General features: G+C 62.2%; 28 protein-coding genes. 16 read left to right on the forward strand and 12 right to left on the reverse strand.

All coding sequences use genetic code 11. The features are described 5' to 3' along the window. Positions 1-172: 172 nt before the first annotated feature. The 4 genes from BLR71_RS12300 to cadR form a co-directional block, all read right to left on the reverse strand. Entirely contained in the window at positions 173-1,459 is a 1,287-nt protein-coding gene (locus BLR71_RS12300) for a TRAP transporter large permease (RefSeq protein WP_092526772.1), read from the reverse strand. Continuing rightward, positions 1,456-1,887: a TRAP transporter small permease gene (locus BLR71_RS12305; protein WP_245696438.1), complete on the reverse strand. Its 432-nt coding sequence runs from the start codon at positions 1,885-1,887 to the stop codon at positions 1,456-1,458. The genes BLR71_RS12300 and BLR71_RS12305 overlap by 4 nt, the downstream gene beginning before the upstream one ends. 98 nt (positions 1,888-1,985) lie before the next feature. Further along, positions 1,986-2,993 (reverse strand): TRAP transporter substrate-binding protein, encoded by a 1,008-nt coding sequence (locus BLR71_RS12310; protein ID WP_245696439.1) that lies wholly within the window; start codon positions 2,991-2,993, stop codon positions 1,986-1,988. A gap of 220 nt (positions 2,994-3,213) precedes the next feature. Then, entirely contained in the window at positions 3,214-3,690 is a 477-nt protein-coding gene (gene cadR, locus BLR71_RS12315; protein ID WP_092526781.1) for a Cd(II)/Pb(II)-responsive transcriptional regulator, read from the reverse strand. Between the two features lie 339 nt (positions 3,691-4,029). Between cadR and BLR71_RS12320 the strand changes: the two genes are divergently transcribed. The 4 genes from BLR71_RS12320 to BLR71_RS12335 all read left to right on the forward strand — a co-directional run bounded on the left by BLR71_RS12320 (position 4,030) and on the right by BLR71_RS12335 (position 8,627). Next, entirely contained in the window at positions 4,030-6,195 is a 2,166-nt protein-coding gene (locus BLR71_RS12320; protein ID WP_245696440.1) for a heavy metal translocating P-type ATPase, read from the forward strand. A 225-nt stretch (positions 6,196-6,420) separates the two neighbouring features. After that, positions 6,421-7,116, forward strand: coding sequence for a YbaY family lipoprotein (locus BLR71_RS12325; RefSeq protein WP_175491671.1), 696 nt, complete (start codon positions 6,421-6,423; stop codon positions 7,114-7,116). Between the two features lie 211 nt (positions 7,117-7,327). Beyond that, positions 7,328-7,726: a gamma-glutamylcyclotransferase family protein gene (locus tag BLR71_RS12330; protein WP_175491672.1), complete on the forward strand. Its 399-nt coding sequence runs from the start codon at positions 7,328-7,330 to the stop codon at positions 7,724-7,726. 91 nt (positions 7,727-7,817) lie between these two features. Next, positions 7,818-8,627, forward strand: coding sequence for a TraX family protein (locus BLR71_RS12335; protein WP_092526962.1), 810 nt, complete (start codon positions 7,818-7,820; stop codon positions 8,625-8,627). A gap of 120 nt (positions 8,628-8,747) precedes the next feature. Here the strand turns inward: BLR71_RS12335 and BLR71_RS12340 are convergent, their stop codons facing one another. Further along, entirely contained in the window at positions 8,748-9,305 is a 558-nt protein-coding gene (locus BLR71_RS12340) for an NUDIX hydrolase (protein ID WP_092526793.1), read from the reverse strand. A gap of 84 nt (positions 9,306-9,389) precedes the next feature. Here BLR71_RS12340 and BLR71_RS12345 point away from each other — a divergent pair, with 84 nt between their 5' ends. After that, positions 9,390-10,109, forward strand: coding sequence for a CoA pyrophosphatase (locus BLR71_RS12345; RefSeq protein WP_092526795.1), 720 nt, complete (start codon positions 9,390-9,392; stop codon positions 10,107-10,109). After that, positions 10,106-10,762: a 2OG-Fe(II) oxygenase gene (locus BLR71_RS12350; RefSeq protein WP_092526798.1), complete on the forward strand. Its 657-nt coding sequence runs from the start codon at positions 10,106-10,108 to the stop codon at positions 10,760-10,762. The genes BLR71_RS12345 and BLR71_RS12350 overlap by 4 nt, the downstream gene beginning before the upstream one ends. A gap of 31 nt (positions 10,763-10,793) precedes the next feature. Here the strand turns inward: BLR71_RS12350 and BLR71_RS12355 are convergent, their stop codons facing one another. From BLR71_RS12355 to BLR71_RS12365, 3 genes are all read right to left on the reverse strand, one after another. After that, positions 10,794-11,633 (reverse strand): flagellar motor protein MotB, encoded by an 840-nt coding sequence (locus BLR71_RS12355; protein WP_092526801.1) that lies wholly within the window; start codon positions 11,631-11,633, stop codon positions 10,794-10,796. Then, positions 11,626-12,426, reverse strand: a complete 801-nt coding sequence (locus tag BLR71_RS12360) for a MotA/TolQ/ExbB proton channel family protein (RefSeq protein WP_092526804.1) — start codon at positions 12,424-12,426, stop codon at positions 11,626-11,628. The genes BLR71_RS12355 and BLR71_RS12360 overlap by 8 nt, the downstream gene beginning before the upstream one ends. 153 nt (positions 12,427-12,579) lie before the next feature. Continuing rightward, positions 12,580-13,527: a LysR family transcriptional regulator gene (locus BLR71_RS12365; protein WP_092526808.1), complete on the reverse strand. Its 948-nt coding sequence runs from the start codon at positions 13,525-13,527 to the stop codon at positions 12,580-12,582. A gap of 202 nt (positions 13,528-13,729) precedes the next feature. Between BLR71_RS12365 and BLR71_RS12370 the strand changes: the two genes are divergently transcribed. Next, positions 13,730-14,728, forward strand: coding sequence for an NADP-dependent oxidoreductase (locus tag BLR71_RS12370; RefSeq protein ID WP_092526811.1), 999 nt, complete (start codon positions 13,730-13,732; stop codon positions 14,726-14,728). A 165-nt stretch (positions 14,729-14,893) separates the two neighbouring features. Here BLR71_RS12370 and BLR71_RS12375 read toward each other — a convergent pair whose 3' ends face one another. Together BLR71_RS12375 and soxR are read right to left on the reverse strand one after the other, a co-directional pair. Beyond that, entirely contained in the window at positions 14,894-15,235 is a 342-nt protein-coding gene (locus BLR71_RS12375) for a zinc ribbon domain-containing protein YjdM (protein ID WP_092526814.1), read from the reverse strand. 331 nt (positions 15,236-15,566) lie between these two features. Beyond that, positions 15,567-16,022, reverse strand: coding sequence for a redox-sensitive transcriptional activator SoxR (soxR, locus tag BLR71_RS12380; protein WP_092526817.1), 456 nt, complete (start codon positions 16,020-16,022; stop codon positions 15,567-15,569). Positions 16,023-16,157: 135 nt separating this feature from the next. Between soxR and BLR71_RS12385 the strand changes: the two genes are divergently transcribed. Beyond that, complete coding sequence (locus BLR71_RS12385) at positions 16,158-17,363, forward strand: cyanate transporter (RefSeq protein ID WP_092526820.1); 1,206 nt, start codon at positions 16,158-16,160, stop codon at positions 17,361-17,363. Here the strand turns inward: BLR71_RS12385 and BLR71_RS12390 are convergent. Then, entirely contained in the window at positions 17,342-18,256 is a 915-nt protein-coding gene (locus tag BLR71_RS12390) for a LysR family transcriptional regulator (RefSeq protein ID WP_092526823.1), read from the reverse strand. The two genes, BLR71_RS12385 and BLR71_RS12390, sit on opposite strands and share 22 nt — an antisense overlap. Before the next feature lie 87 nt (positions 18,257-18,343). On the opposite strand from BLR71_RS12390, the gene BLR71_RS12395 reads away from it, so the two are divergent. The 4 genes from BLR71_RS12395 to BLR71_RS12410 all read left to right on the forward strand — a co-directional run bounded on the left by BLR71_RS12395 (position 18,344) and on the right by BLR71_RS12410 (position 21,254). Further along, positions 18,344-18,775: a DMT family transporter gene (locus BLR71_RS12395; RefSeq protein ID WP_092526826.1), complete on the forward strand. Its 432-nt coding sequence runs from the start codon at positions 18,344-18,346 to the stop codon at positions 18,773-18,775. Between the two features lie 10 nt (positions 18,776-18,785). Next, positions 18,786-19,256: a DMT family transporter gene (locus BLR71_RS12400; RefSeq protein WP_175491673.1), complete on the forward strand. Its 471-nt coding sequence runs from the start codon at positions 18,786-18,788 to the stop codon at positions 19,254-19,256. 152 nt (positions 19,257-19,408) lie between these two features. Then, positions 19,409-19,972: a type 1 glutamine amidotransferase domain-containing protein gene (locus BLR71_RS12405; protein ID WP_092526829.1), complete on the forward strand. Its 564-nt coding sequence runs from the start codon at positions 19,409-19,411 to the stop codon at positions 19,970-19,972. A 196-nt stretch (positions 19,973-20,168) separates the two neighbouring features. Then, a complete protein-coding gene (locus BLR71_RS12410) occupies positions 20,169-21,254 on the forward strand; it encodes an App1 family protein (RefSeq protein WP_340147974.1) in 1,086 nt (361 codons plus the stop codon). A gap of 138 nt (positions 21,255-21,392) precedes the next feature. Here the strand turns inward: BLR71_RS12410 and BLR71_RS12415 are convergent, their stop codons facing one another. Beyond that, on the reverse strand, positions 21,393-21,806 hold the full coding sequence (locus tag BLR71_RS12415; RefSeq protein ID WP_092526832.1) for a hypothetical protein: 414 nt from the start codon (positions 21,804-21,806) through the stop codon (positions 21,393-21,395). A 233-nt stretch (positions 21,807-22,039) separates the two neighbouring features. On the opposite strand from BLR71_RS12415, the gene BLR71_RS12420 reads away from it, so the two are divergent. From BLR71_RS12420 to BLR71_RS12435, 4 genes are all read left to right on the forward strand, one after another. Next, positions 22,040-22,375, forward strand: a complete 336-nt coding sequence (locus BLR71_RS12420; protein WP_092526835.1) for a hypothetical protein — start codon at positions 22,040-22,042, stop codon at positions 22,373-22,375. Between the two features lie 159 nt (positions 22,376-22,534). Then, on the forward strand, positions 22,535-23,005 hold the full coding sequence (locus BLR71_RS12425; protein WP_092526838.1) for a copper chaperone PCu(A)C: 471 nt from the start codon (positions 22,535-22,537) through the stop codon (positions 23,003-23,005). A 21-nt stretch (positions 23,006-23,026) separates the two neighbouring features. Further along, positions 23,027-23,605 (forward strand): SCO family protein, encoded by a 579-nt coding sequence (locus BLR71_RS12430; RefSeq protein WP_092526841.1) that lies wholly within the window; start codon positions 23,027-23,029, stop codon positions 23,603-23,605. A 105-nt stretch (positions 23,606-23,710) separates the two neighbouring features. After that, positions 23,711-24,601: a DMT family transporter gene (locus tag BLR71_RS12435; RefSeq protein ID WP_092526844.1), complete on the forward strand. Its 891-nt coding sequence runs from the start codon at positions 23,711-23,713 to the stop codon at positions 24,599-24,601. Positions 24,602-24,693 lie beyond the last annotated feature (92 nt).

Genomic DNA, 24,693 nt, shown 5'->3' on the forward strand with positions numbered 1-24,693 from the left:
ATTGTCATCTCGAACGGACCTGCGTGTCGTGTAGCTGAAAGGGGGACCGGCGCGGCCGGGCAGGCGACGTCGCAGAGAAACCGCACTGACAAAGACGCCGCGCTGACTAGGAAGAGTGTCGCCGAGTATGGGACTGCGAACTACCCCCGGCGTGTCCGCCGAGGGTATCCGACTACAGCATGCTGGGAAGCCACAGAATCAGCTCGGGGAAGGCGGTGAAGATGCCCACGGCGCCGAGCAGGATCAACCAGTAAGGCAGCGAGGCCTTGGCGGCATCGGGCAGGCTCACCTCGTTGTGCGTGATGGAGCAGAGCACGAACAGGTTGAGCCCGACCGGCGGCGTGATCATCCCGATCTCCATCAGCAGCGTGACGATGACGCCGAACCAGACGGGATCGAAGCCCAGGCTGGTGATCATCGGGAAGGTAATCGGCAGGGTCATCAGCAGCAGAGAAATGCCATCGAAGAAGCAGCCGAGCAGCAGGTAGACCAGCACGATCATCATCAGGACGCCATAGCGATCCAGCCCCAGCCCGGAGATGGCATCGACGGCCGCCCGCGGCAGGCCGAGCAGGCTCACCGCCTGGGACAGAATCACGGTACCGATCAGGATCATGGCGATGGCACCGAACATCATCGACGCATGCTTGAAGGCGCCCCACAGTTTCGGCATGTCGAGATCGCCCCAGGTCAGGCCGAGCACGATGCTGGCCGTCACGCCCAAGGCCGCCGCCTCGGTCGGCGTTGCGATGCCCATATAGATGGTGCCGAGTACGAAGAAGATCAGGATCGGCAGGGGCCAGACCTCCAGCAGGCCACGGCCCACCGCGCCCCAGTCCATCTTCTCTTCCCGCGACGGTGCCACCGGCGAGCCGAGGCTCGCGCGCACCATGATCCATCCGAAGAACGCCAGCGCGATCAAGAGGCCAGGCAGCATGCCCGCCAGGAATAGCTTGCCGATCGAGACGTTCTGGGTCGCCCCATAGATCAGCAGCGCCAGGCTGGGCGGAATCAGCAGCCCAAGGGTGCCCCCCGCCGCCAGGGTGCCCACGATCATGCTTGGCGAATAGCCACGCTTGCTCAGTTCGGGATAGCCCACCGAACCGATCGCCGCCGCGGTGGAGGTGCTAGAGCCGCTGACCGCACCGAACAGGGTGCAGACCGCGATATTGGTATGCAGCAACTGACCGGGAATGCGCCGAAACAGCGGCGTCAGGCCGTTGTAGACCCGGGTGGAGACCCCGCTGGCCAACAGGATATCGCCCAAAAAGATGAACAGCGGCACCGCGCTCAGCGTGAACTCGGTCAGCAGGTTCCAGGCCGAGTTGATCGCCAGCGCCGAGGCACCGCCAGCCTGGAAATGCAGCAGAATGAAGCCGGTCAAGCCCAGGGCCGCCCCCAGAACGGCGCCGCTGCCCAAGAAGACCAGCAGGCCGGCACTCAGAATCGCCCAACTCATGACTGACCCTCCAAGGATGACGCATCGCGGCCAAAGAGGCCGCGTAGCCCGTTTCTCACGACAATCAGAATGCACAGCAGCATCGACAGCGGCATCAGCGCCATCCAGGGCCACAGCAGCACCCCGCTGATCTCGGAACGCGAGCCGATCTGCATGGAGAAGGTCATGAAGTCCCAGGCCTCGTAGGCGAAGATCGCCGCGAAGGCGATGAAGATCCCATTGGCGAAGATATCGGCCGCCACGGCCAGCCGCGGGGAAAGGGTCCGCACCAGCAAGTCGATGCGAATGTGCTGACTGGTATTCAATACGTGGGGAAGCGACAGAAACGAGAGGGACAAGAACAGCAGGCCGGAAAGCTCATCGGAAAAACCGATCGGGCTTCCGGCCAGATATCTCATCAGGGTGCTGACCAGCACCAGGCCGGTCATGAACACCCCTCCACATACGCCTATCAGGAATACCCCGTATACCAGCCTGTCCAACCAGGTAGACAAGACTTTCATCAAATGCCTCTCTCGATGACGGCTTACTGGGAATCGCTCTGGAGTTCACCGGTCACGGTGTCGTAGTAACGAAGGCCTTTTTCACCCGCGTTGCTGGCCATTTCATGCCAGGCTTCCCAGGCCGCATCCACGAAGGTCTGTACGTCCTCGTCCGAGAATGCCGGCAGCACGGTGATACCCATGGCTTCGCGTTCCTCGCGAGCAGCGGCCTCGCGCTCGGGATCCACCGCCTTCGCGCGGGTTTCTTCCCAGATTTCTTCGCCGGCGCGGGTCAGGATCTGTTGCTGCTGCTCGTCCAGGCTGTTCCAGGTCCGATCGCTGACCCCGAACATCCAGGGTGACGCCGCCCAGGGATGCAGGTAGGCCTCGTAGTCGGTCACTTCCTGCAGGGAAACGGTCTTGGCCACGGTAGAGAGATAGTAGGCACAATCCACGACCCCGGTCTGCAACGCCAGATACATGTCGTTCTGTGGAATCACCTGGGCCGAAATACCGAGGCGGTCGAAGGTCTCGACGAGGTGGCCCGACCAGACCCGCACCTTCTTGTCGCGCAGCCCTTCGAGAGTGTTGGCCGGCTCCTTGCAGTGCAGGCCCACATCGAAGACCGGTGCGACGACGCCGCCTACGGTATGAATGCCCCAGTCGGCATAACCCTCGCGATACAGCTCTCGCAGGGTAGGTAGGATGTCGAGGTGCTGCTCCGCTTCGGTGATGGCGCCCTGAGCGTAGACCGAGGCCATTTCCGGCGCATCGCGGTTATAGTACTCCCCATACATCAGGGCCATGTCGACCATGCCACGCTGCATGATGCGCAGCATGTCGGCTTCCTTCAGACCCAGCGACCCTGCATGGTAGACGTCGACCTGCAGTTGGCCATCTGAATACTCATCGACCAGCTCGGCGAAGTGCTCGATCGATGCCGCCTCAGGGCGCGACTCCGCCAACCCGCTGTGAAATTTCAGTGTCCGAACATCCGACCAGGCTTGGGTTGCGGTCGCCATCAGGGCCAGGGAGATGCTTGTCACCATCATTGTTTTTTTCATTTCAGGTTCTCTTGGTTGGCAAACTCTTTTAGAACCTCTCACAAAGCTCGCAGCACTCTGGCACTAAATACGAACAAAAGGGGCCTTAATGCGACAGCTCGTGCACTTTTATCAAGATGAGAGGTCGAATCCTCTCTGTTAGCTACCCGCCGTGCGAATGCAGTCGGGGTGCCTTAATTAGCCAATGCCCTGTCGCCTGGGTAGCCATTCAGACCCTCGGATGCATCCGGGGCGGGTGCGTCCCCGGCACATGAACGCCCCCCTCCCCCGAAACCAACCCCGCCTCGTCTTCCGGTGGCCGAGCCAACTCTTTGAGAATGCCGCATTCACTGGCAGGCCGCTGGCCCTGACAGCGCGCCCGCAGTGCCACGAGCGATTGCTCGAGGGCCTGCAGCTTGGCAATACGCTCTGCCACGTGGGTCAGGTGAGCATCGATCAGGGCGTCGGCCTCGTGGCAAGGCTGCTCCGGGTGGTCGTGGCACTCCAACAGGGCACGAATCTCGTCCAGGGTCATGTCCAGCACCCGGCAATGCCGGATGAAAGCCAATCGCTCGGCGTGGACTTCGCCGTAGGTCCGGTAATTACCTGCCGTACGGGCGGGCTCGGGCAAGAGCCCTTCACGTTCGTAATAGCGGATGGTGACGACGCGACAGCCGCTGCGCTTTGCCAGCTCACCGATCTTCATGGTCAGATTCTCCTGGCTGGAATAAGGGGCTGAAATGAGGGGCCATGATGGGGGCCCCTGCAAGGCTTGACCCTATACTGCCTATAGGGTTTGTCATGGAGCAAGCGATGACCCGAGGAGTTCACGATGCCCAGTGATCACACATATGAACATGACCACCAGCCCGCTCACGGACGTTCTCAAAACCGTTCCCACCAGCATGATCATCAGCATCACTCAGCCCCAAGCCATGGCCATGCCGCTGGCGGCTGCTGCGGGGCGCCAACAGCGGACCAAGTCAGTAAAAAGCCCCCGAGTGCACCGCAAGGCGCCACGACCCTGCGTCTGCGCATAGAGGAAATGGACTGCCCCACCGAGGAGGCGCTGCTGCGCAAGGCACTGGCCCAGGCGCCCGGAGTCGTCGCTCTGGACTTCGATCTGATGGCTCGGGTACTGAGCATCCACCATATGGATGGCGACCCTGATGCCCTGGCAGCAAGGGTTAGTGAGTTGGGCATGACGCCTCAACCCCTCGATGCCGACGGCACCGCTGAGGGCTCACAAGCCGTGCCAGAATCGTTCAGCGCCCGCTGGGGCAAGCTGCTAGTGGCCACCGCTCTAGCGCTGGGAGCGGAACTGGCGGGTTGGACCAGTGCCGCCGCCGCGACCTGGCTCTCAGCGCTGCTGGCGCTTGCCGCCATCGGCCTGGTCGGCCTGCCCACCTGGCGCAAGGGATGGGTAGCGCTTCGCCACCGCAGCCTCAACATCAACGCCTTGATGAGCGTGGCGGTGACCGGTGCGATGCTGATTGGCCACTGGTCGGAAGCCGCCATGGTCATGGTCCTCTTCACCCTGGCCGAACGCATCGAGGCCCACTCGCTAGACCGCGCCCGCCGGGCCATTCGCGACCTGCTGGATACCGCCCCGGACAAGGCGCGATGCCAGATGCCAAACGGCGAATGGAAGACAGTGGCCGCAGACGCCGTCGCCGTGGGTCAGGTGATCCGTGTCCTACCCGGCGAACGCCTGCCTCTGGATGGCGAGATCATACGCGGCCAGCCAACGCTGGATGAGTCGCCGATCACCGGCGAGAGCCTGCCCCGGGACAAAGGGCCAGGCGAAACGGTCTTCGCCGGGACCATTAACCGCCAGGGTGACGTTGACTATCGAACCACTCGGCCGTCCAACGACACCACCCTCGCCCGCATCATTCATGCCGTGGAAGAAGCGCAGGCCAGCCGTGCGCCTACCCAACGCTTTATTGACCGTTTCGCCGCCTATTACACGCCGGCCGTGCTGATCATCGCCGTGCTCACCGCCCTGGCCTGGCCCCTGCTGGGAGTCTTGACCTCCATGCAGGTCACCTGGCTCGAAGGCATCTACCGGGCGCTGGTGCTGCTGGTCATCGCCTGCCCCTGTGCGCTGGTGATTTCCACACCGGTGACCATCGTCAGTGGGCTCTCCGCCGCCGCCCGGTCCGGTATCTTGATCAAGGGCGGCCGCTTTCTCGAGCAAGGCCGCGCGCTTCGCTGGCTGGCCCTAGACAAGACCGGCACGCTGACCCAGGGTCAGCCTCGCCTGACCCACTGGAGCGCAGTGGATGATGATCCGAACGACCAGCCGAGCAGCGGACCAGCCGACACGAACCGAGCACGGTTTGCCTGCCAGGCAGCCAGCCTCGCCGCACGCTCGACGCACCCGGTATCCAGGGCCATCCATGCTGAGCTTGCCGACTATGCCGGGGAGCAGGCTGTCGATGCCTTTCGGGAACGCCCGGGGATGGGCGTGGAAGGTGAACTAGCAGGCGCCTCACTGTGGCTTGGCAACCGTCGGCTACTGGCCGAACGCGGCCTCAAAAGCGACGCCCTCGAAGCTCGCCTGGAGACGCTGGAGCGTCAGGGCGGCAGCGTAGTGATGCTCGGCGACACGACCCGCGTGCTGGCGCTGTTTGCCGTTCAGGATCCCTTGAAACCCACCAGCCTCTCGGCCATTGGCAAGCTGCATGAGCTCGGGGTGCGTACCCTGATGCTATCGGGTGACAACCGCCACACCGTTGCCGCCATCGCCGCCGAAGCCGGTATCGACGAAGCCCGCGGCGAATTGCTGCCCGAAGACAAACTGGCCGCCATCGAGGCTCACGCCAAAGATGGCGTGACCGGCATGGTGGGCGACGGCATCAACGATGCGCCAGCGCTGGCTCGGGCGGACATCGGCTTCGCCATGGGCGCCGCCGGCAGCGACGTGGCCATCGAGACCGCCGATGTGGCGCTGATGGACGACGACCTGGGCAAGCTGTCCACTTTCTTGAAGCTGTCACGGGCCACTCGCGCTGTGTTGATGCAGAACGTCGCTATCGCCCTGGGTCTCAAGGCCGTCTTCATGGCCCTGGCCTTCAGCGGTCATGCGACCCTGTGGATGGCGGTTTTCGCAGACATGGGGGCCAGCCTGCTGGTGGTGGCCAACGGTCTACGGCTGCTTCATGCCGGGCACCGCCCAAGCCTGACGGCCGCCCCAGCCGGGCAATAGCCGAGCATTTGGAGCGATACAGCGCTGACGGCAGCGCCCCTTCTCGCGGACACCCTCGGAACCACTACAGCTGACCGAGTATGGGAGCGGCGAAGTCAGCGTCGCCGCCGGGCGACAGCCGCTTTCACCCTTCCTGCGCATTGCCTTGTTAAGATCATGGTGATGCGGTTGCAGGTATCGCGGCCGACACACCTTTCAAGGTCACCATGCCAAGGGAGAACCACCATGAAGCTGAAACGTTATCTTGTCATTGCAGCGACTCTCACCGGCACGCTGATCCTGGCCGGCTGCGACAGCGGAGACGACAGCGAGCAAGCCGCCAAAAACGAGACGACCAACCAGGCCGAACAGTCCCAGGAGACTGAGCAGGCTCAGGAATCCAAGCAACAGGCCCGCCGGACCCTGCAAGGCAAGCTGGAGTTCTTCGCCACCGAGACGCCGCTGCCAAAGGAAGCGGAGGTAACGGTGAGCCTTCAAGACGTTGCCAAGGCGGATGCTGACCCAATCAGCGAAACCACGGTGATTCCCAAGGCCAGCGAGCCGGTGGAATTTACCCTCGACTACGATGCGTCGGCGGTTAATGCCGACCACGCCTACAGTCTCCAAGCGAACCTGTATGACGCCGACGGCACCCTGCGCTGGACCACCCAGGAGCGCCACGCCATCGAAGTCGGCCCCGATGCCGAAACTAAGCCCATCACCTTGGTGTTGGAGCCGGTATCCAGCGGCACATCCAGCGACGAGAGCCTGCAGGAAGCCCAGCAAGAAATGCTCGAACCCGAGGAGAATGCAGAGCAGAACGCCGAGGCCGAAACGCTCCCGAGCGAGGCCTCGAACGCCAGCCTAGAGGAGATCGACGAGAAAGCTACCGAGATGCAGGAGCCTAGCACCTCGCAAGCGTCTGGCAGCACCACCCAGTAAGCCATCGACGCCCTGGCCGCGCCCGGCGGGATCATCCCGCCGGGCGCAGGTGCAATGCCTTAGTGACCAGTGGCCCAAGGTCGCTTTACGTGCACGCCGACCCGACGGTCGCCGCGACGCAACAGGTGCGCGCCGGTGGCTGACAGGCGTAATATGGATCGGGCACAAGGGCCGCCAGTACATGCTCCACTACGCACAAGGAAGAGCCGCCATGCCTCACCTGATGTTCGTCTACGGAACACTGAAGCGAGGGTTCAGGAATCATGCGGACCACCTCGCCGATGCCGAGTTCGTCGATATTGGCACGACCTGCGATGCCTATCCGCTGGTGCTGCATGGTGAAGACTTTCGGCCGGTGCTGGTCGAAGCCAGGGGCCAGGGCTATCTGGTAGCGGGGGAGCTCTACCGGGTCGATAATCAAACCCTCGATGCACTCGATTGCCTCGAGCGCATCAATGATCACGACGGCTATCGACGTCGCCGGCTGGCGATCACCGACGATCAAGGCCAGCGTCACAGCGCCTGGGTCTACATGAAACCCAGTGCCTGGGTAGACGACGTGCGCAGCGAGCTGATGGCGACCTTCGACGATGAGCGTCACCGTGCCTGAGGATATCCATCGAGCCGCGGACGGTCGGGCCGCGAACAGTCGAGCCACGGGCGGCCAGCGCAGCACTGGGCAAGCACCTGCCGAGCGAGCGATGATGTCTCACTGGACCGGCTGGGGCCAGTGGCTGGCGCTAATCACCATGACCGTGGACCACATCACCCGCTATCTGCTGCCCGACAGCTGGGACGCCGGTTGGGCGAGCTCGTCGATCGGCCGCATTGCCTTCCCGCTGTTTTCCGCCATGGTGGCCTGGCACGGCCTCTTCAACACCAGAAACCCGTTGCGCTATGCAAAGCGCATCCTGATCATCGGCCTGGCCGCCCAGTTGCCCTACATGACCATGCCGCGTGACGGCTTTCAGTTGAACATCTGCTTCACCCTGGCGGCGGGGCTTGCGGCCGGCACCTTGCTCCGTGATCTGGTGTGCCAGAATTCGCCTTTTAACGGTGGAGCCTTTCAGTCCACTACCAGCCACGACAGGCCATTCGATCAGCCTCAAAAAGCCTCGATGCCCACAGGGATTGCGCTCACGATCTTGATCATGCTGGGACTTGCCTGGTGGGTGCTGGGAGACTGGGTAGAATACGGCCACCAGGGGCTGGTGATGATTCCGCTCTACATGCTGGCCTTCGCCGGTGTCGCCCGCTCAGACGCAGGCCGTTTCACCGGCGTGGCGGCGGCGGCATCCGCACTGCCGGTATTGCTCAACGCCGGCCTGATGAACAGCTCCGAGATGGCCAAGGGGGTCACCGTGGCGACCTGCCTGAGCGTGGTACTGCTGGCCGCCGGTGCTTGGCGCTGGGTGCCGCGAGTCATCTACTCAATGCCACGGCGGCTATGGCTTGCCTGGTATCCGGCGCACTTCGCGGTGATCGCGCTGCTGCTGCACTGGCCGGGCTAGTAAGCCCAGGCGAGTGACACCTTAAGTTCGCTGGAAAAGCGCTAAGAAGGACAGCGGATCAGGCCCGCCGCAGGGCCGGCCGTGAATCCCGGCAGGGGTAGCCTCAAGCCCCAACCACGATCAGGCGCTACCAAAGTAACGTTCGCGATCCTCGGGCGTGATATCGCTGATATGCAGCGGATAATGCTCGCCGACCCGGTCATTGAAGTAGTGGTGAAGGGTGCGCTCAATCGTCGGAAAGGCCAGCTCGTCCCAGGGCACCTCGTGCTCTTCGAACAACGCCACTTCCAGGCTCTCGGGGCCGGCACTGAAGCCGCCGGCAAGATCGGCGCGGAAGATCATGAACACTTGGTCGATGTGCGGCAGGTTGATCAGGGTATAGAGATCATGAATCTCGACCTCGGCGTGTGCCTCCTCACGGGTCTCACGGGCCGCTGCCTCAACCGTGGTCTCGGCGTTTTCCATGAAGCCAGCCGGCAGCGTCCAGTAGCCCTTGCGCGGCGCAATGGCCCGCCGGCACAGCAATACCTTGCTGCCACTCACCGGCAGAGTGCCGGCAACGATACGCGGATTCTGGTAGTGGATGGTACCGCAGGCATCGCACAGATAGCGCGGGCGGTCATCGCCCTCGGGGATGGCAAAACGGACATTTTGCCCGCACTGGCTGCAGAAATTCATGACGGTCCTCACGCGGCCTGTGGGATGCCCACTTGACGCTCTGACGGGGGCTGGTTACAAGGAGATAAACCCTGTGGAAGCCCCATGTTAGAGAATCTTCGCGATCGCCTGCAAGCACATGTGCCACAACGGCTGGCCCTCAAGATGCCCCGTGCTGCGGTGCTACTGCCAATCGTGGATCGCCCGGAACCGACGCTGCTGTTCACCCGCCGCGCCGCCCATCTAAAACAGCACAGCGGCCAGGTGGCCTTTCCCGGCGGCAAGTGGGAACACGGCGACAACGACCTGCTGGATACCGCGCTGCGCGAAGCGGAGGAGGAGATCGCCCTGCCCCCTGACCGGGTACAGCTGCTCGGCCGCCTCAGCGATGTCATTTCGCTACACGGCATTCGCGTTACCCCCTATGTGGGGCTGATTCCTGCCGACCTAACGCTGGTCCCTGAACTTGGCGAGCTCGATGCCATCTTCGAGGTGCCGCTGACGCACTTCCTCGAGGACAAGCGTACCCATACCGATGTGATCCGGGTCGACGGACGCGACTACTATGTTCCAAGCTACAGGGTTCCAAGCGATAGAGGGCCGAGCGGCAGAGAACCGAACGACAGAGCGCCCGATGCTGGGCTGCCCAGTGCTCTGGATCCCCGTGAGCAGGAGGCCAAGGACGATGACCACGTGATCTGGGGGCTCTCGGCGATGATGCTGGTGGAGCTTCTAGCGGAAGGCTTCGCGATGCCGATCAGCCTGTTCGAACGCCCAGCGGGAGCGCTATGCTACCGCCCCGAACGTCGTATGAGTGCGCCATGATCTCCGATACCCCCCTGCTCGACCCGGCTGGCCTGACGCGCCTGGTCGATGGCCTGGTCGAGCACGGCTGGTGCGTAGCCGAAGGCTTCATCGACCCGGCCCTTTGCCGTGCATTGCAGCACGAGTTGACTGACCTGGCGGCGCGCGACGCTCTGCGCGACGCCGGCATCGGACGCGGTGAGGCTCATGAACTGCGCCGTGATATTCGCGGGGATGCCATCCACTGGCTTAACCGGGAAAGCCTGCCGCAACGCCAGTACCTCTCTGCCATGAATAGCCTGCAGCACGCCCTGAATATCGAGCTCTACCTGGGATTATTCGAGTTCGAGGCGCATTTCGCCCACTATCCGCCGGGTAGCTTCTATCAGAAACACGTCGACAGCTTTCGCGGCCGCGCCAACCGAGTGGTCTCGACAGTGCTCTACCTGAACTCGGACTGGCCCGACGACGGCGGCGGTGAAATGGCGATATTCGATCCTTCCGAGCCGGGGCACGAGCTTACCCGTATCCGCCCCGAGGCCGGGACCTTCGTCTGCTTTCTTTCGGAAACGGTGCCCCACGAGGTACTGCCGACCCGACTGCCGCGGGCCAGCATCGCCGGCTGGTTCCGCCGCAATGCCTCTCTCAACGGGCTGGTCGACCCGGCCAGCTAGGCAACCGTCTCCTACTGGCTAGCCATAGGGATCAAGCGTCCTGCGACAGGGACTCAAGCTTGGCTCGGCTGGACGCTACGGGAGACTCGCTGAGGTCGATGGTGATCTCGACCCGCCGGTTGCGTGAGTGAGCCTCAGGCGTTTCAGACGTATCCAGCGGACGAGTCGCGGCGAAACCTCGAACCATGAATCGCTCGGGTGCCAACTCGGCGTTTGCTAACAAGGCCGTGGCGACCGACGAGGCGCGGGCGGCGGACAGCGCCCAGTTGCTTTTATAGCGACTGTCGCTAATCGGCACGCTATCGGTGTGACCATCCACTGAAACGATGCCAGGCAGACCGACGAGCGCCGTGGCCATCTCATCAAGCAGATCGCGAAATGGTGGCAAGACGCTAGCTGACCCCGAGGCGAAAGTGCCCTGCTCGTCGATGCGGATGACCACGCGCTGCCGCTCTGTCTTGACCTGCATGCGTTCTTTCATCGCCGAACCCTCGAGCATGGCCTCAACCTTGTTCGCCACCTGCACGGCCTGGCTAGACTCTCGGCCCTCCTGGGAACTGCCCGTGTCGAGGTGACGCTCCCGCGAGGTGGTGCTCTGTTCGATCGTATCGGGCGGCGATGGCGTCGGACGCCCAGGCGAAAACGATTTCAAGGCCGGGCTCGTACCCATGGGGATCTGGCTGGCTGGCACGTCGCGCTGCACCCCGAAGGCTTCGGCAAGCTCTCCGGCCAGCCGTTCGAATCGCTGGGCATCGATTTCCGAGAATGACAGCAAGAGGACGAAGAAGCACATCAGCAGCGACATCAAATCAGCGAAGGTCACTACCCAGCCAGGAACACCGGCCTTCTTGCGTACCGGACGCTCATCCATTGTCGACCGCCTCGATGCTCTCGTCACCAGGCTCTTCGCCGTCGCTCTGTTCGCGACGCTTGGGCGGGAGATAAAGACGCAGCATCTGCTCTACCACGCGCGGATTGCGCTCGTGCTTGATGGCCAGCAGCGCATCCGTCCACAGCGACTGCATCCGGGCTTCCTGGGTCATGCGCAGGGCCAGCTTGTCGGAGATGGGGCTGGCCACCATGGTGCCCAGCATGGCGCCATAAAGCGTGGTGAGCAGTGCCACCGCCATGGCGGGGCCAATGGAGCCCGGGTCGCTCATGTTGGTCAGCATCTGTACCAGGCCAATCAGGGTGCCGATCATGCCCATCGCCGGGGCGACTTCTGCCAAGGCCGAAAACACATTCGCCCCCGACTCATTGTGATCCAGCGTCAGCAGCCTTTCCTTCTTCAAGATCACCTGAATCGTTTCGTCATCGTAACCGTCCGCCAACATCTGCAGGCCCTGCTTCAGGAAGGGGCTACTGACCTCCTCGCTCTCCAGTGCCAGCAAGCCTTTCTGGCGGGCAAGTTTGGACAGTCCGACCAGTTCGTCGATGCTCTGCTCGGTGCTCGGCAGCTTGAACTTGAAGGCGCGGCTCGCGGCCTTGAAGGCATCCTTGAACTCGGACAGGCTGAACTTGGCCAGCACTACACACAGACTGCCGCCGAAAACAATCAGCAGCGACAGCGGACTGAAAAAAATCGACGCTGTCCCGCCGAGTAAGACCGCCAAGCCGACCATCAAGGCGGCCCCTACAAGACCAATTAAGGTTGCCAGATCCACGGTGACTCCTTGTCATTATTTCGTTTTATTAATCTCATGCTCCTGAGAGTATGCGCAGTTGCAACGAAGGGACAAGGCTAAGTCGATCAACGTTTCGCCACGTAGATAGGCATGTGAAGGGGGAGGAAAAACACGCGTGCTTTTCGATAGGCATCATGAAGGATCGAGACGCTCGCTGAGTACTCGGTAGCGCGCCGTCAGGCCATGGAACAGCCGCTCGCGCAGCCAGGCATGGCCGGCATCGGCGTGATGGCGCTCATGCCAAACCAGCCAATAAGAGAAGGCGGACACCTCGAGTGGCAGGGCGCGCAGGGCAAGGGGCCAGTGATCGATCACGCTGGCCGCCAGGCAGCCCGGCACGCACAGCAGCAGGTCGCTGTGCTGGGTAGTAGAAAAGCTCGCCAGGAAGTGCGGCTGTCGCAGGCTGACCCGACGTGCCAGGCCCTCGCGCTCCAGCGCTAGATCCACCGCGCCTCGGTCGTCACCGCCCATGCTGACCAGTTGGTGATCGGCGGCCAGGAAGTCGTCCAGATCTAGCGCTTCCTTGGCGGCCAGCGGGTGCTCCTCGCGCATCACGCAGACGAAGCGGTCGGCGCCGATCTCGCGACCATGCACACTCGCCGGCACACGCTCGCCGGGCACGCTGATCGCAAGCTCGGGGCCGCCCTCGTCCAACTGGTGCTCGATGCTGCCACGATAGCTCTCGACCTCGAGGCGCAGATGCGGCGCTTCCTCCTTAAGCGTCCGCCATTGAGGCGCCAGAAAGGCATGCATGCCATAGTCGGTACTGGCCAGATTGAATCGCCGGGTGGTACTGGCCGGATCGAAGGTTGGCGGCGCCAGCAGCGCACCAAGCTCCTGCAGCAGCTTCGCCAAGGGGGGGCCAAGCGCCTCAGCGCGGGCCGTGGGACGCAGGCCGCGGTGGGTGCGAACGAACAAGGGATCATCAAACGCCTGGCGCAGCTTGGCCAGGGTCCGCGATACCGCTGGCTGACTCAAGTTGAGGCGTTCGGCGGCCCGCGACACACTGCGCGAATCCAGCAGCGCATGCAGGGTAACCAGCGCATTGAGGTCATGACGGGCAAGATCGGCGAGTTGCATGCGAACTCCATGAGGGGGCTGGGGATGGCGCTAGCGGCTTCAAGGGCCAACGATATCACTTAAATGCATAGCATGATTAACCAACATGCATTGGATTGATATGACGACAGTGCACTAACCTGTGGACATTCTTTGGGTGAGCCACAGGCGTTGCCACATGACGCTCGTCACCCTAAAGCGACCACTTTCATGGAGACAGCCGATGCAAAGCCGCTATATCACCATCACCGATCACCCTCAGGGCACCCCGGCGCGGGAGCTGTTCGAGCTGCACGAGACCGAGCTTGCCGCCTTGGCCGACGGCGAGGTTAGGGTGCGCAACACCTGGCTGTCGGTCGACCCTTACATGCGGGGGCGAATGAGCGGCGTGAAGACCTACATCGATCCGTTCGAACTGAACGAACCGCTGCAAGGCGCCGCGGTCGGCGAGGTCATTGAGTCTCGCGACCCGAACTTTCCGGTGGGCGCCAAGGTTCGCCATATGGCGGGCTGGCGCGATATCGCCCAACTGCCGGGCAATCAGCTCGAGCCGCTGCCCGCCTTCGAGGTGCCGGAGCAGGCCTACTTGGGCGTGCTTGGCATGCCGGGCATGACCGCATGGACCGGCCTCAATCGCATCGCCGAGATGCAGGAAGGCGACAACGTCCTAGTCAGCGGTGCCGCTGGCGCAGTGGGCTCACTCGCCGTGCAGTTGGCCAAGGCGAAGGGGGGCACCGTAGTCGGTATCGCCGGCTCCCAGGAAAAGTTAGATTGGCTAGAGTCCAAGGGCGTGAAGGCGGTCAGCTACAAGGGCAAGAATGCCGCCCAGTTGACCGAAGCGCTCAATGAGGCCTGCCCCGAGGGCTTCGATGTCTATTACGAGAACGTCGGTGGCATCTGCCTGGAAGCCGCACTGAACAATCTGAGGGTCGGTGCACGGATCGCCGTCTGTGGCATGATCGCCCGCTATAATGAAGAGGCGCCAAGCGCCGGGCCGGGCAACCTGGCGATGATCCTGATCCGCCGTGCCCGCATGGAAGGCTTCATCGTCTTCGATCACTGGGCGAACTATCCCGCCTTCCTCGAAGAAGTCGGCCCGCAGGTGGCCAGTGGCCAGATCGACTATGAGGAAACCATCGAAGAAGGCTTGGAGCGCACCCCCGACGCCTTCCTCAAGCTCTTCGAGGGCGCCAACCGGGGCAAGATGCTGGTCAAACTCTAAGCGCTCGCCGCTGCTGCTTGGCTAACAAAAAAACCGGCCGGATCCGCTGCGGATCCGGCCGGTTTTTTTATGCGGCTATTTCAACGAGCTATTTCTACACGCTATGTTGGCAGGCCAGGTTAGCAGAGCGGGGCAGCGGGCCCCGGCATGACATGCCGCTGGCGTTCAGGCCTTCTTGACGAACTCCGACTTGAGCTTCATCGGACCAATGCCATCGATCTTGCAGTCGATATCGTGATCGCCTTCGATCAGGCGGATGTTCTTGACCTTGGTGCCGACCTTGACCACCGAAGACGAGCCCTTGACCTTGAGATCCTTGATCACCGTCACGCTGTCGCCGTCTTCCAGCAGATTGCCATTGGCATCGCGATAGACAGGCGCATCATCGCCCGCATCGGCGGAGGCGTCTTGGGCCCACTCATGGCCGCAGCCCGGGCACACGAACATGGCGCCGTCTTCGTAGGTGTAGTCGGCATCGCATGACGGGCAATTGGGAAGATCACTCATGATTCGGTCCTGGTCGTATGGGGCTGCAGTCAATATCGCTTAGAAACGACGTATCACTAGGGCGTGCTATATAAAACTTGGCCTATGGCACTTGGTCAACAAGAGAGGCTCGCCTCAGTCCTGTCCTACTCGCGATAGCACCGAGAGGCCCAAGGGCCGGCAAGCCTACCCGTTTTGGCGCCGCCACTCCACCCAGAACCACATTCATCCCCTGCGGCATGGCGCCGCGCAGGGCACATGAGCGCATGATTCCTTCTTCTCTCTGCAACGACCCGCCACAAGGAAGCCCCCCCCAAGATGACGCTGCTGAAGCGCCCCGCCTTTGCCTTAGTCAGGGCCGGTCTGGCCCATCTGCCACGACCTCTCCCTGGATGTCGCCGGGGTTTCGCAGCGGACAGCTTGCCAGAGACAAACAGCCGCAGCCGATACAGCCATCGAGCTGATCACGCAGCTTGGTTAGTTGTTGAATCCGCTGGTCAAGATCACCGCGCCACTGGGCAGAGAGTCGATGCCAATCGTCGGCGGTGGGCGAGCGCGAGACGGGCAGTGTATCCAGCGCCGCCTTGATTTCCGTCAGTGGCACGCCGGTTCGCTGGGCAATCTTGATGACCGCTACCCGCCGCAAGACATCACGCGAAAAACGACGCTGATTGCCGGCATTTCGCCAGCCCTCTATCAGCCCCTTCGATTCATAGAAATGCACCGTCGACACGGCGATGCCGCAACGCCCCGCCACATCCCCCACCGTCAGGGCCTTCTTGCCCGGTTTCAGTCGCTGACTCGCCATGCCGTGATTACCTCGACCTTGTCTTGACCTCAACTTTACTTGAGGTCTTAGGGTGCTTGCTGAACAGCCGGCAATCAAGCATCAGCACTCCCGCTTCTGCCGGCACGTCATCGACTGACTCGGACAAGGAACCTCATGAAGATCTCACACAGCGGACGTGACGCATCCCGCTCATTCGCCATGGTCATTGCGCTGGCGGTGCTCATTGGCCTGAACCTGCGCCCCTCGATGGCCGCCATTGGGCCGCTGATCGAGCGCATCCAGGCCGATATCACCGCCAGCTACGCACAAATCGCCTGGCTAACCAGCCTGCCTGTGCTGGCCATGGGCCTGGGGTGTTTCATGGCCCTGCGACTGGCCGAGAGGGTGGGCTACGGCAACCTGATTGGCGCTTCACTCCTGCTGATCGCCCTGGCCGATGGTTTACGCCTGACCAGCGCAAGTGTCGCCAGCCTGCTGCTCACGGCACTGGCCGCAGGCATCGGTATTGCCTTCATCCAGGCGTCGATGCCGGCCTTAATAAAGCACCAAGCCAAGCAGCAAACCCCACTGGTCATGGGCTGGTATATCGCCGCCATCATGGCGGGTGCGGCTCTGTCCTCGACGCTGGCCCCACGCCTTGCCGACCTCAGCGGCAACTGGCGACACGGGCTGGCCGTCTGGGGCCTGTTGGCGCTGCTGGCCGCCGCTGCCTGGGGCCTTCGTGGCCAGATACTGCCGGCGCCGGTTATACGTCGGTCTCAGAGTACCCCGCAAGTCTCGCTATACCGCCAGACACGTGTCTGGACCCTGGCCTGTTTCTTCGGCATGGGCACTGCGGGCTACACCTGTGTATTGGCCTGGCTCCCGCCCTATTACATCGGCCTGGGCTGGTCAGACGCCAGCGCTGGGACGCTGCTCGGTTTTCTCACCGCTATAGAGGTCGTCTCGGGCCTACTGCTGCCCGCCTTGGCCCAGCGCCAAGACGACCGTCGGCCGGTGATCTTCTTGGCGCTGATCTTTAGCATGGCGGGATTCGTGCTGTTGGCGCTGGCACCGCTTCGCTGGCCCTATCTGACGGCAGCGCTGCTCGGTGCAGGGATCGGCGGCCTCTTCCCGCTAAGCCTGATTGTGGCGATAGACCATCACAGCAGCCCACAGCGTGCCGGCGCCATCTCGAGCATCGTTCAAGGCAGCGGCTACTTCATTGCCGCTATGTCACCGCTCGCTGCCGGGATGGTGCGTGACCAACTGGGCAACTTCGCCATGGCCTGGGCCAGTCTCGCCGTCATGATGCTGGTGATGATGCGTATCTGCGTGCAATTCGACCCACGCGACTATCAATGGGTGATCCGTGACTGATCAAGGTGTTCAAGGAAGGCGCTGACCTTTGAGGAGCGGAGCCGATTCTCGGGATAGATGGCGTGAATGCCCTGCAGAGTCGGTTCTCCGGCCGCTTCCCAGTCATCCAACACCGGCAACAGACGGCCGGCCTTCAGGTACTGCTGCAGCAACCAGGTGGGAAACAGCACGATGCCTTGGCCCTGCAAGGACGCCTCGACGAGGCTCTCGGCATTGTTGCTGCGAAGATTCCCCCGGACCTTGACGACCCGAAACGGCGTGTTGCTGGCGGCGCGAAAATACCACGGCTGTAAGCCGCGAGTTCCCTTGTAGACAAGACAATTATGCGCGGGTAACTCATCTGGGCTCTGCGGCTCGCCATACGTGGCCAGATAGCCGGGCGCGGCGCAGGCCACAAAACGCTGGGTGGCGAGCTCACGAGCCACCAGGCTCGAATCTTCGAGGGCGCCGATACGAATGACGACATCTGCCCCTTCCTGCACCGGATCAACGAAGGCATCGGTCAATGTCAGCTCGACTTCGATGTCGGGATACCGCGCCTGGAAGCTTGCCAGCAGCGGCGCCACATGGAGACGCCCGAAGGCCACCGGAGCATTGACGCGCAAGAGCCCTTGCGGGTGGCTCGCGGCACCGCTGACCTGTTCGGACGCCATGTCCAGGTTCTCCAGCACCTCGCGAACCTGTTGGAGATATCCCTCGCCGACCTCGGTCAGCCTTACCGCTCGCGTATGCCGATACAGCAGACGTTGGCCGAGGGCCTTTTCGAGGCCGGCAATCCGCCGTGAGACCGACGATGCCGGTAGGCCGAAGTGGCGTGCCGCCTCGGCGAAGCTTCCCGAGGTGGCCACCCGGACGAAGAGTCGCAGCGCGATCAGGGTGACAGAGTTGCTCATATCGCAATAAACCTTTGCCATAAACCGCAATTGTACCCCTTATAGCACAACAGTACTGTGGCGGCTTTTCACACCGAAGGAAACACGATGCAGCAAATCGCCACACTCCTCTTCGTTCTATGTGCGGGTATGGGGCTATCGGTGGAGGCAGGCCTGCTCGGCCCCCTGGGCGAGCAGGTCGGGCACTTGTCGGCCACCCTGTCGATCTTCCTGGTCGGCGGGCTGCTGCTGACCCTCGCCATGGTCTTCATCGGGCGGCCGCCGCTGACCACGCTGTTCCAGCAACCGCGCTGGTTACTCACAGGCGGACTGCTGGGCCCCGTCTATGTGGTCGTGCTGACCATGACCACGCCCCTTGTCGGTGTCGGCATGACCATGGTCGGCATCCTGTGCGGGCAAATCGGCGCCAGTCTGATCATTGACCATTTTGGCCTGCTCGGCAGTGAACGCCGTGCCATCGACGGCTATCGCCTGCTGGCGTTGGCGCTGATTTTTCTCGCACTCTGGTTGATCTACTAAGGAGGTCAGGATGATGCTCACTCTGGTATTCCCGCTGCTCTTGCTGGGGGGCGCCGTGCTCGCCGCGCAGTCCTCCGTCAACGGCCGCCTGGGCGCCAAGGTCGGGGTGCTGTCCAGCGCCTGGTTGACCTTCGTCATCGGCGCGGTCGTCACTTTCCTGCTGATGCTCTTCTTTGAACCAGCGCATTCCGCCACCCTGTTCAGCGTCCCCAAATGGCAGCTTACGGGGGCGCTATTTGGCGTGGTGTACATGCTGGCCATCGTTTTCGCCGTGCCGCGCGTGGGCACCGCTGCCGCTACTGTGGCGGTGATCTCCGGGCAGTTGATAATGAGCCTACTGGTCGATCATTTCGGCTGGCTCGACAACGACCGCCTGCCGCTGGACCCGTCACGCCTAGCTGCTATCGTGCTGCTGGCCGGGGCACTGTTCCTGATTTACCTGAGCAACGCCCAGCGCGAGCGTCAGACTGCCGGCGCCTGACACTCACCCCAATGGCGCGCTGATCATTCTGAACGACCAGGGAGCCCTTGAACTGTCGGCGCGCCATCCCAAGGACATGAGTAGGCCAATACAAGGGCCGGGATGATTTAGCGGCCCGTCATTCATGGCAACATCACGACCTGGAGGTCACGATGGCTCAGCAACTGAACGGAAAACGCGTCGCCATTCTCGCCACCAACGGTTTCGAGGAGTCGGAGCTGTCCTCGCCGAGAGCGGCACTGCAAAGCCAAGGCGTGGAGGTGCATGTCATCACCCCTGACGGCAATGGCATTCGCGCCTGGGCCGAAACCGACTGGGGCGACACCTACGAAGCGGATAAACGCCTAGAAGACGTGCATCACGCGGAATACCACGGGCTGGTGCTACCAGGTGGCCTGTTCAACCCGGACACCCTGCGCCTCAACGAAAAGGCACTCGGCTTCGTCAGAGCCTTTTTCGAAGCCGGCAAGCCGGTGGCCGCCATCTGCCATGCGCCCTGGATCTTGATCAACGCGGGCGTCGTCGAGGGTCGCCGGATGACTTCCGTTCCCTCGGTGGCCCAGGATCTGAAGAATGCCGGTGCCCACTGGTCGGACGAACCGGTGGTGGTCGACAGCGGCCTGGTCACCAGCCGCACGCCGGTTGACCTCGATGCCTTCAACGGCAAGCTGCTGGAGGAGCTGGCCGAAGGGCGCCATCGTCATCAGCACGCCTGATTTCCCCTAATCCACTGCAAAAAGAGTTCACGTCTACAAGCCCATCGCCGCCCCGGCGATGGGCTTTTCGCTGTCAGACTTTTGCAGGATAGCCCTGCACTTCGCATAATGAACCAAGCAACCCAACCGACTCGCCAATACCCCGTCAGTTCCCACCACGAGCGCGTGCTTATTCAAACCACTAGTGAGGCGCCCGTTGATCGCCCAATTGCTGCACTTCACGAAAAAACTGGTACGCCTGTTCACTCGGCCGATGAAAAGCGACAAGGGCCGCGGCGGCGTCATCGTTCAGCCCTATCGGGGCTATGGCTCCCACAAGGAAGCCTTCGTCATGGGGCGAGTCTTTCGTCAGCCAGGTACCGGCAGGCGCTGGGAAGAAGGCGGCACCACACGCGACCTTGTCGATGTGGCGCGACGCATCATTCGTCGCGGCGTGCGTGATGCACGCATCATCATGCGCCTTGGCGATGCCAAGACCATCGTTACTACCGATCGGGATGGCTACTTTTACGCCCATATCGATATCAATCATTCCTTGCCCACGGATCGGGTCTGGCATACAGCCAGCCTTGAGGTGCTCTCGGAAAAAGACGCCATCAGCACCCAGACGGACGTCTATATCCCGCCAACCAACGCCGACCTGATCGTGATCAGCGATATCGACGACACCGTGATGTACACCGGCGTCGCCAACAAGCTAAAGATGCTCTACCGGCTGTTCATGGAAAAAGCGCAGCGCCGCACGGCCTTTCCCGGGGTCGCCGCCTTCTACCGGGCGCTCTACGGGGGAGTCGAAGGCAACCGCAAGCGTCCGATGCTCTACGTGTCGCGGGGCCCTTGGTGCATCTATGAAATGCTCGACCTGTTTTTCAATCTCAACCGGATACCGGTGGGGCCCATCCTGTTCCTTCGCGAATGGGGGCTACGCCTTTCGCGCCCTTGGCCACGCAAGGCCGAAGATCACAAGTCGGACGTCATTCGCAACATGCTGTCGCTCTACGCCGACCTGCCGTTCATTCTCATCGGGGATAGCGGTCAGCGGGACCCCGAGGTCTACACCGAGATCGTCAAGGAGCACCCCGAGCGAGTGCTGGCGATATACATCCGCAAGGTGAAAGACGACCCCGAGCGCGATGCGGCCATCGAGCGATTGGCCGCCGAGGTCAGCCATACCGGCTGCACCCTGGTACTCGCCGATAGCAGCCTCAGCATGGCCGAGCATGCCAAGGCACAAGGCTATATCTCCGAGGAAGGGCTAGCCGCCGTTCGCGAAGATCAATGACGACGCAGCCGTTGTCGGCCGCCCGTTGCCATGCTGCCAAGGGTTCAGGCGCGTTGCGCCACCACTAAAATCTGATGCGTTCCTGAGGGGGAATTGAAAGTGACGCTTAGCGATCTTGGCAAACGGCGCTTGGCCCAGTTAGCCAAACGTAGCGCTCAGGTCGGGCTTCATCGTCGGACAGTACCGAGCCAGCGCCCAAGCCAAGGCGATGCCCGCGAAGGTCAGGCCAACCGGCGACCAGCTGAACGCTACTCCGGAAGAGAAATACAGCAACAGAAAGAACACACCCATCACACCACCACCCAGCATGCGGCCGAACTTCACGCCGGTGATAAAGACGCTTGCCAGCACGCCGGCACAGGGAATCAACAGGCTGGACAGGTCGATAACCACGTCCCTGCCGCTTGCCGCGACGTTGGGCAACACCCAGCGTGCCACCGCCTCCCAGACGACCAGATAGAGAGCCGCCGGCGCAGCGAAGCCGCCCAGCAGGCGCAGCATGGTGCGGACAGTCTCGTCGTTACCGGGCGAGGAAGGTGGAGAGGTAGACATTGGCGGCATCCTGAAGAGATTGAAAAGGCGCGATCAAGGTACGCTTAGCAAGGTGACTCGCCGTGCGGCGCGGTCACAGAGCGTTATTGAATCATTGACGCTAGGTGATTGCACAGGCAAAGCATGCGCCTTACTCGCCTAACGGCGCCTATCATGACGAACCCTCAGGTAGGACAATCCGCCGCATAGCCGACGCTTGCCCGACATGCTGGATTCTCCATAAGATATTCGCCATGACTATTTCACGCCCGTTTCTACTCATGATCATCGTCCCTGTGCTCGGCATCATTGCACTCGCAGCGATGATCTTTGGCGGCCAGGCTCTGTCCGACGAAAGCCTCGACGGCGAAATCCAGCAGGCGCTGGCCACCTCTCTCGACACCTCGAGTGCGATCGAACTGCAGAACCTGCAAGAGGTGCAGTATGGCTATGGCATCTGCGGCGCCTACAAGACGGCAGACGGCGACGGCTTTGCGTCCTTTTTCTACGACACCAGCCGTAAGCGCCTCACCCTGGACGTGAACTCGCGCGAATACACCTCGAACTGTGGCCTGTCGGCTATCTGCTGATCAAGAAACAGGCACTCGACTCGACGATAGGCCAGAGCGCCTTGCCCGGCCCGCCCGACTGAATCTGCCAGTGGCCGATCTGGCATGGGGGCGAATATCCCTTCAAGCGCCGTGCCAGCTTGCCATGGCGTTGATATCACAACAGCGGAGAACATCCTGATGGCGAACAAACTGAGAACCGGCGCGATGACGCGAGCAGGTGGCAAGTGGGCCTGCGGGCTCTTGGCGCTCTTGCTGTCAGGCGGCGTGGCACAGGCACAAGACCTTTCCCTCGAGAATGCCCGAATCAGTCTTCTGCCGGGTGATATGCCGGGTGCCGGCTACTTCAGCCTGCAAAACGACGGCGCTGAAGACGTCACTCTGGTGGGGGCTCAAAGCGATGCCTTCGAGAATACCGAGATCCACATGAGCATGGAAAAGGACGGCATGGCCAGCATGCACGCCGTGCCGGAAATCGACATTGCCGCCGGACAACGCTTCGAGTTTGCACCGAAAGGCTATCACCTCATGTTCATGCATCGCGCCGCGCCGCTGGAAGTGGGTGATGATGTCGAGGTGGTGCTGCACTTCGCCGACGGCCAGCAGTTGCCTGCCACCTTCGAGGTCGTTTCGCCCACGGCCATGCACTGATCACCGCTCAGGAGTCTCCCGATGCTCAAGTGGCTTTCGCCGATCATCCTGTCAGCGCTACTGGCGGGGTGTGAAGACCCGAACTGGCACACCTCGGACATCTCCGACATCATGCCGGATCTTGATTTGAGCCTGGTGGACGAAAACGGTGAGCAGGTCGAAGAAGACGCCTACACCGGTAAGACTACCCTGCTCTACTTCGGCTATACGCACTGTCCGGATGTCTGCCCGACTTCCCTGGCGCGGATGACGGCTGCCATCAAGAAGCTGGATGAATCCGCTCGCGACGATATCCAGGTGCTGTTCGTGTCCGTGGACCCAGAGCGCGATACCCCAGCGCGGCTACGCCAATACACCGACGTATTCGGCCCTCAGTTCATCGGCCTGACCGGCAACACCGAACAGCTCGATGAGTTGACCAACCGCTACCGGGTCAGCTACGGCTACGGCGACAAGGACGCAAACGGCAACTATGACGTCTCGCACTCCAGCGGCATTTTCGTCTTCAACGCGCAAGGCGACGCGCGGCTGCTGATGCGCAACAGCGACCCGATTCCTTCGATGGTTAGTGACCTCAAGCGCCTGATGGCGCGGGGCTAGGCGGGGCCGCCTTAGGTCGCCGCATCGCTTTGGTCGAACACGTCTTCCGTTAGCCCCCTATCGGTCGTAACCTGCATCCTCGCTTCGCCAATGCAAGGATGCAGGATGACACCCGCCGATACGCTTCGCCTCATCATTCTCTCCAGCCTGTGGGGCATGTCGTTCATCTTCATGCGGGTGGCCGTGCCGGAATTCGGTCCGGTGCCTTTGATCCTGGTGCGAATGGGCGTGGGTGCCCTGCTGTTGGTTCCCCTGCTGCTCGGCGTGGGCTACCTGAGGCTGGTATGGGACAACAAAGGCCGCCTGCTATTGCTGGGGCTTGTGAACCATGTGCTGCCCTTCTGCCTGCTGGCCCTGGCCACGACCCGGCTGGAGGCAGGCTTCACCTCTTTGATCAACGCCACCACGCCCATCTTCACCGCCTTGCTGGGCGCGCTGTTCTTCACCACACCCGTACAGCGTCAGCAATACCTCGGCCTGGCCCTGGCCTTTTTCGGGGTTTACGTACTCTCGGCGAACCGGCTGGATTTCGCCCTGGGCGGCGACGGCTGGTTCATTCTCTCGGCCTTGGGGGCGACCTTCTGCTATGGCATCGCCACCAACTATTCGAAGACCTATCTGTCGCACCTTCCTGTGCGCGTGCTGGCGGCGGGCAGTACCGCCATGTCGGCGCTGATACTGCTGGTGCCGGGGCTGCTGCTGTGGCCGGCGGAGCCGATCAGCGCCGTGGCCTGGGGCAACGGCCTGGCACTGGCGGCCTTCAGCACCACGCTTGCCTTCCTGTTGTATTTCGGCCTGCTCTCGAGTGCCGGGGCCACCGCGACGTCGACCGTCACCTTCCTGGTACCGGTCAGTGCGCTGCTATGGGGCTATCTGCTGCTGGACGAGGTGCTCAGCCTGCAAATACTGGTCGGCATGGCGATCACGCTGATCGGCACTGCCATTGCGACGCGAATGATCCGCTGGAAGCGCGCCGCGACCCCGCAAAAGCCGTGACCGACAGCGGCCTGGCCAGCACAACGCTCAGAACATGAAAAACGGCCGTGGCGGCATCACCACGGCCGTTAACGATGGCAGAGAAGCGTGCT

This window comes from Onishia taeanensis, assembly GCF_900100755.1.
GTDB lineage: Bacteria > Pseudomonadota > Gammaproteobacteria > Pseudomonadales > Halomonadaceae > Onishia > Onishia taeanensis.

What these genes read in the sequence shown, in the direction of transcription:
- BLR71_RS12300 (WP_092526772.1), bottom strand. Translation starts at nt 1,459, where the DNA reads ATGAGTTGGGCGATTCTGAGTGCCGGCCTGCTGGTCTTCTTGGGCAGC.
- BLR71_RS12305 (WP_245696438.1), bottom strand. Translation starts at nt 1,887, where the DNA reads ATGACCGGCCTGGTGCTGGTCAGCACCCTGATGAGATATCTGGCCGGA.
- BLR71_RS12310 (WP_245696439.1), bottom strand. Translation starts at nt 2,993, where the DNA reads ATGATGGTGACAAGCATCTCCCTGGCCCTGATGGCGACCGCAACCCAA.
- cadR (WP_092526781.1), bottom strand. Translation starts at nt 3,690, where the DNA reads ATGAAGATCGGTGAGCTGGCAAAGCGCAGCGGCTGTCGCGTCGTCACC.
- BLR71_RS12320 (WP_245696440.1), top strand. Translation starts at nt 4,030, where the DNA reads ATGGACTGCCCCACCGAGGAGGCGCTGCTGCGCAAGGCACTGGCCCAG.
- BLR71_RS12325 (WP_175491671.1), top strand. Translation starts at nt 6,421, where the DNA reads ATGAAGCTGAAACGTTATCTTGTCATTGCAGCGACTCTCACCGGCACG.
- BLR71_RS12330 (WP_175491672.1), top strand. Translation starts at nt 7,328, where the DNA reads ATGCCTCACCTGATGTTCGTCTACGGAACACTGAAGCGAGGGTTCAGG.
- BLR71_RS12335 (WP_092526962.1), top strand. Translation starts at nt 7,818, where the DNA reads ATGATGTCTCACTGGACCGGCTGGGGCCAGTGGCTGGCGCTAATCACC.
- BLR71_RS12340 (WP_092526793.1), bottom strand. Translation starts at nt 9,305, where the DNA reads ATGAATTTCTGCAGCCAGTGCGGGCAAAATGTCCGTTTTGCCATCCCC.
- BLR71_RS12345 (WP_092526795.1), top strand. Translation starts at nt 9,390, where the DNA reads ATGTTAGAGAATCTTCGCGATCGCCTGCAAGCACATGTGCCACAACGG.
- BLR71_RS12350 (WP_092526798.1), top strand. Translation starts at nt 10,106, where the DNA reads ATGATCTCCGATACCCCCCTGCTCGACCCGGCTGGCCTGACGCGCCTG.
- BLR71_RS12355 (WP_092526801.1), bottom strand. Translation starts at nt 11,633, where the DNA reads ATGGATGAGCGTCCGGTACGCAAGAAGGCCGGTGTTCCTGGCTGGGTA.
- BLR71_RS12365 (WP_092526808.1), bottom strand. Translation starts at nt 13,527, where the DNA reads ATGCAACTCGCCGATCTTGCCCGTCATGACCTCAATGCGCTGGTTACC.
- BLR71_RS12370 (WP_092526811.1), top strand. Translation starts at nt 13,730, where the DNA reads ATGCAAAGCCGCTATATCACCATCACCGATCACCCTCAGGGCACCCCG.
- BLR71_RS12375 (WP_092526814.1), bottom strand. Translation starts at nt 15,235, where the DNA reads ATGAGTGATCTTCCCAATTGCCCGTCATGCGATGCCGACTACACCTAC.
- soxR (WP_092526817.1), bottom strand. Translation starts at nt 16,022, where the DNA reads ATGGCGAGTCAGCGACTGAAACCGGGCAAGAAGGCCCTGACGGTGGGG.
- BLR71_RS12385 (WP_092526820.1), top strand. Translation starts at nt 16,158, where the DNA reads ATGAAGATCTCACACAGCGGACGTGACGCATCCCGCTCATTCGCCATG.
- BLR71_RS12390 (WP_092526823.1), bottom strand. Translation starts at nt 18,256, where the DNA reads ATGAGCAACTCTGTCACCCTGATCGCGCTGCGACTCTTCGTCCGGGTG.
- BLR71_RS12395 (WP_092526826.1), top strand. Translation starts at nt 18,344, where the DNA reads ATGCAGCAAATCGCCACACTCCTCTTCGTTCTATGTGCGGGTATGGGG.
- BLR71_RS12400 (WP_175491673.1), top strand. Translation starts at nt 18,786, where the DNA reads ATGATGCTCACTCTGGTATTCCCGCTGCTCTTGCTGGGGGGCGCCGTG.
- BLR71_RS12405 (WP_092526829.1), top strand. Translation starts at nt 19,409, where the DNA reads ATGGCTCAGCAACTGAACGGAAAACGCGTCGCCATTCTCGCCACCAAC.
- BLR71_RS12415 (WP_092526832.1), bottom strand. Translation starts at nt 21,806, where the DNA reads ATGTCTACCTCTCCACCTTCCTCGCCCGGTAACGACGAGACTGTCCGC.
- BLR71_RS12420 (WP_092526835.1), top strand. Translation starts at nt 22,040, where the DNA reads ATGACTATTTCACGCCCGTTTCTACTCATGATCATCGTCCCTGTGCTC.
- BLR71_RS12425 (WP_092526838.1), top strand. Translation starts at nt 22,535, where the DNA reads ATGGCGAACAAACTGAGAACCGGCGCGATGACGCGAGCAGGTGGCAAG.
- BLR71_RS12430 (WP_092526841.1), top strand. Translation starts at nt 23,027, where the DNA reads ATGCTCAAGTGGCTTTCGCCGATCATCCTGTCAGCGCTACTGGCGGGG.
- BLR71_RS12435 (WP_092526844.1), top strand. Translation starts at nt 23,711, where the DNA reads ATGACACCCGCCGATACGCTTCGCCTCATCATTCTCTCCAGCCTGTGG.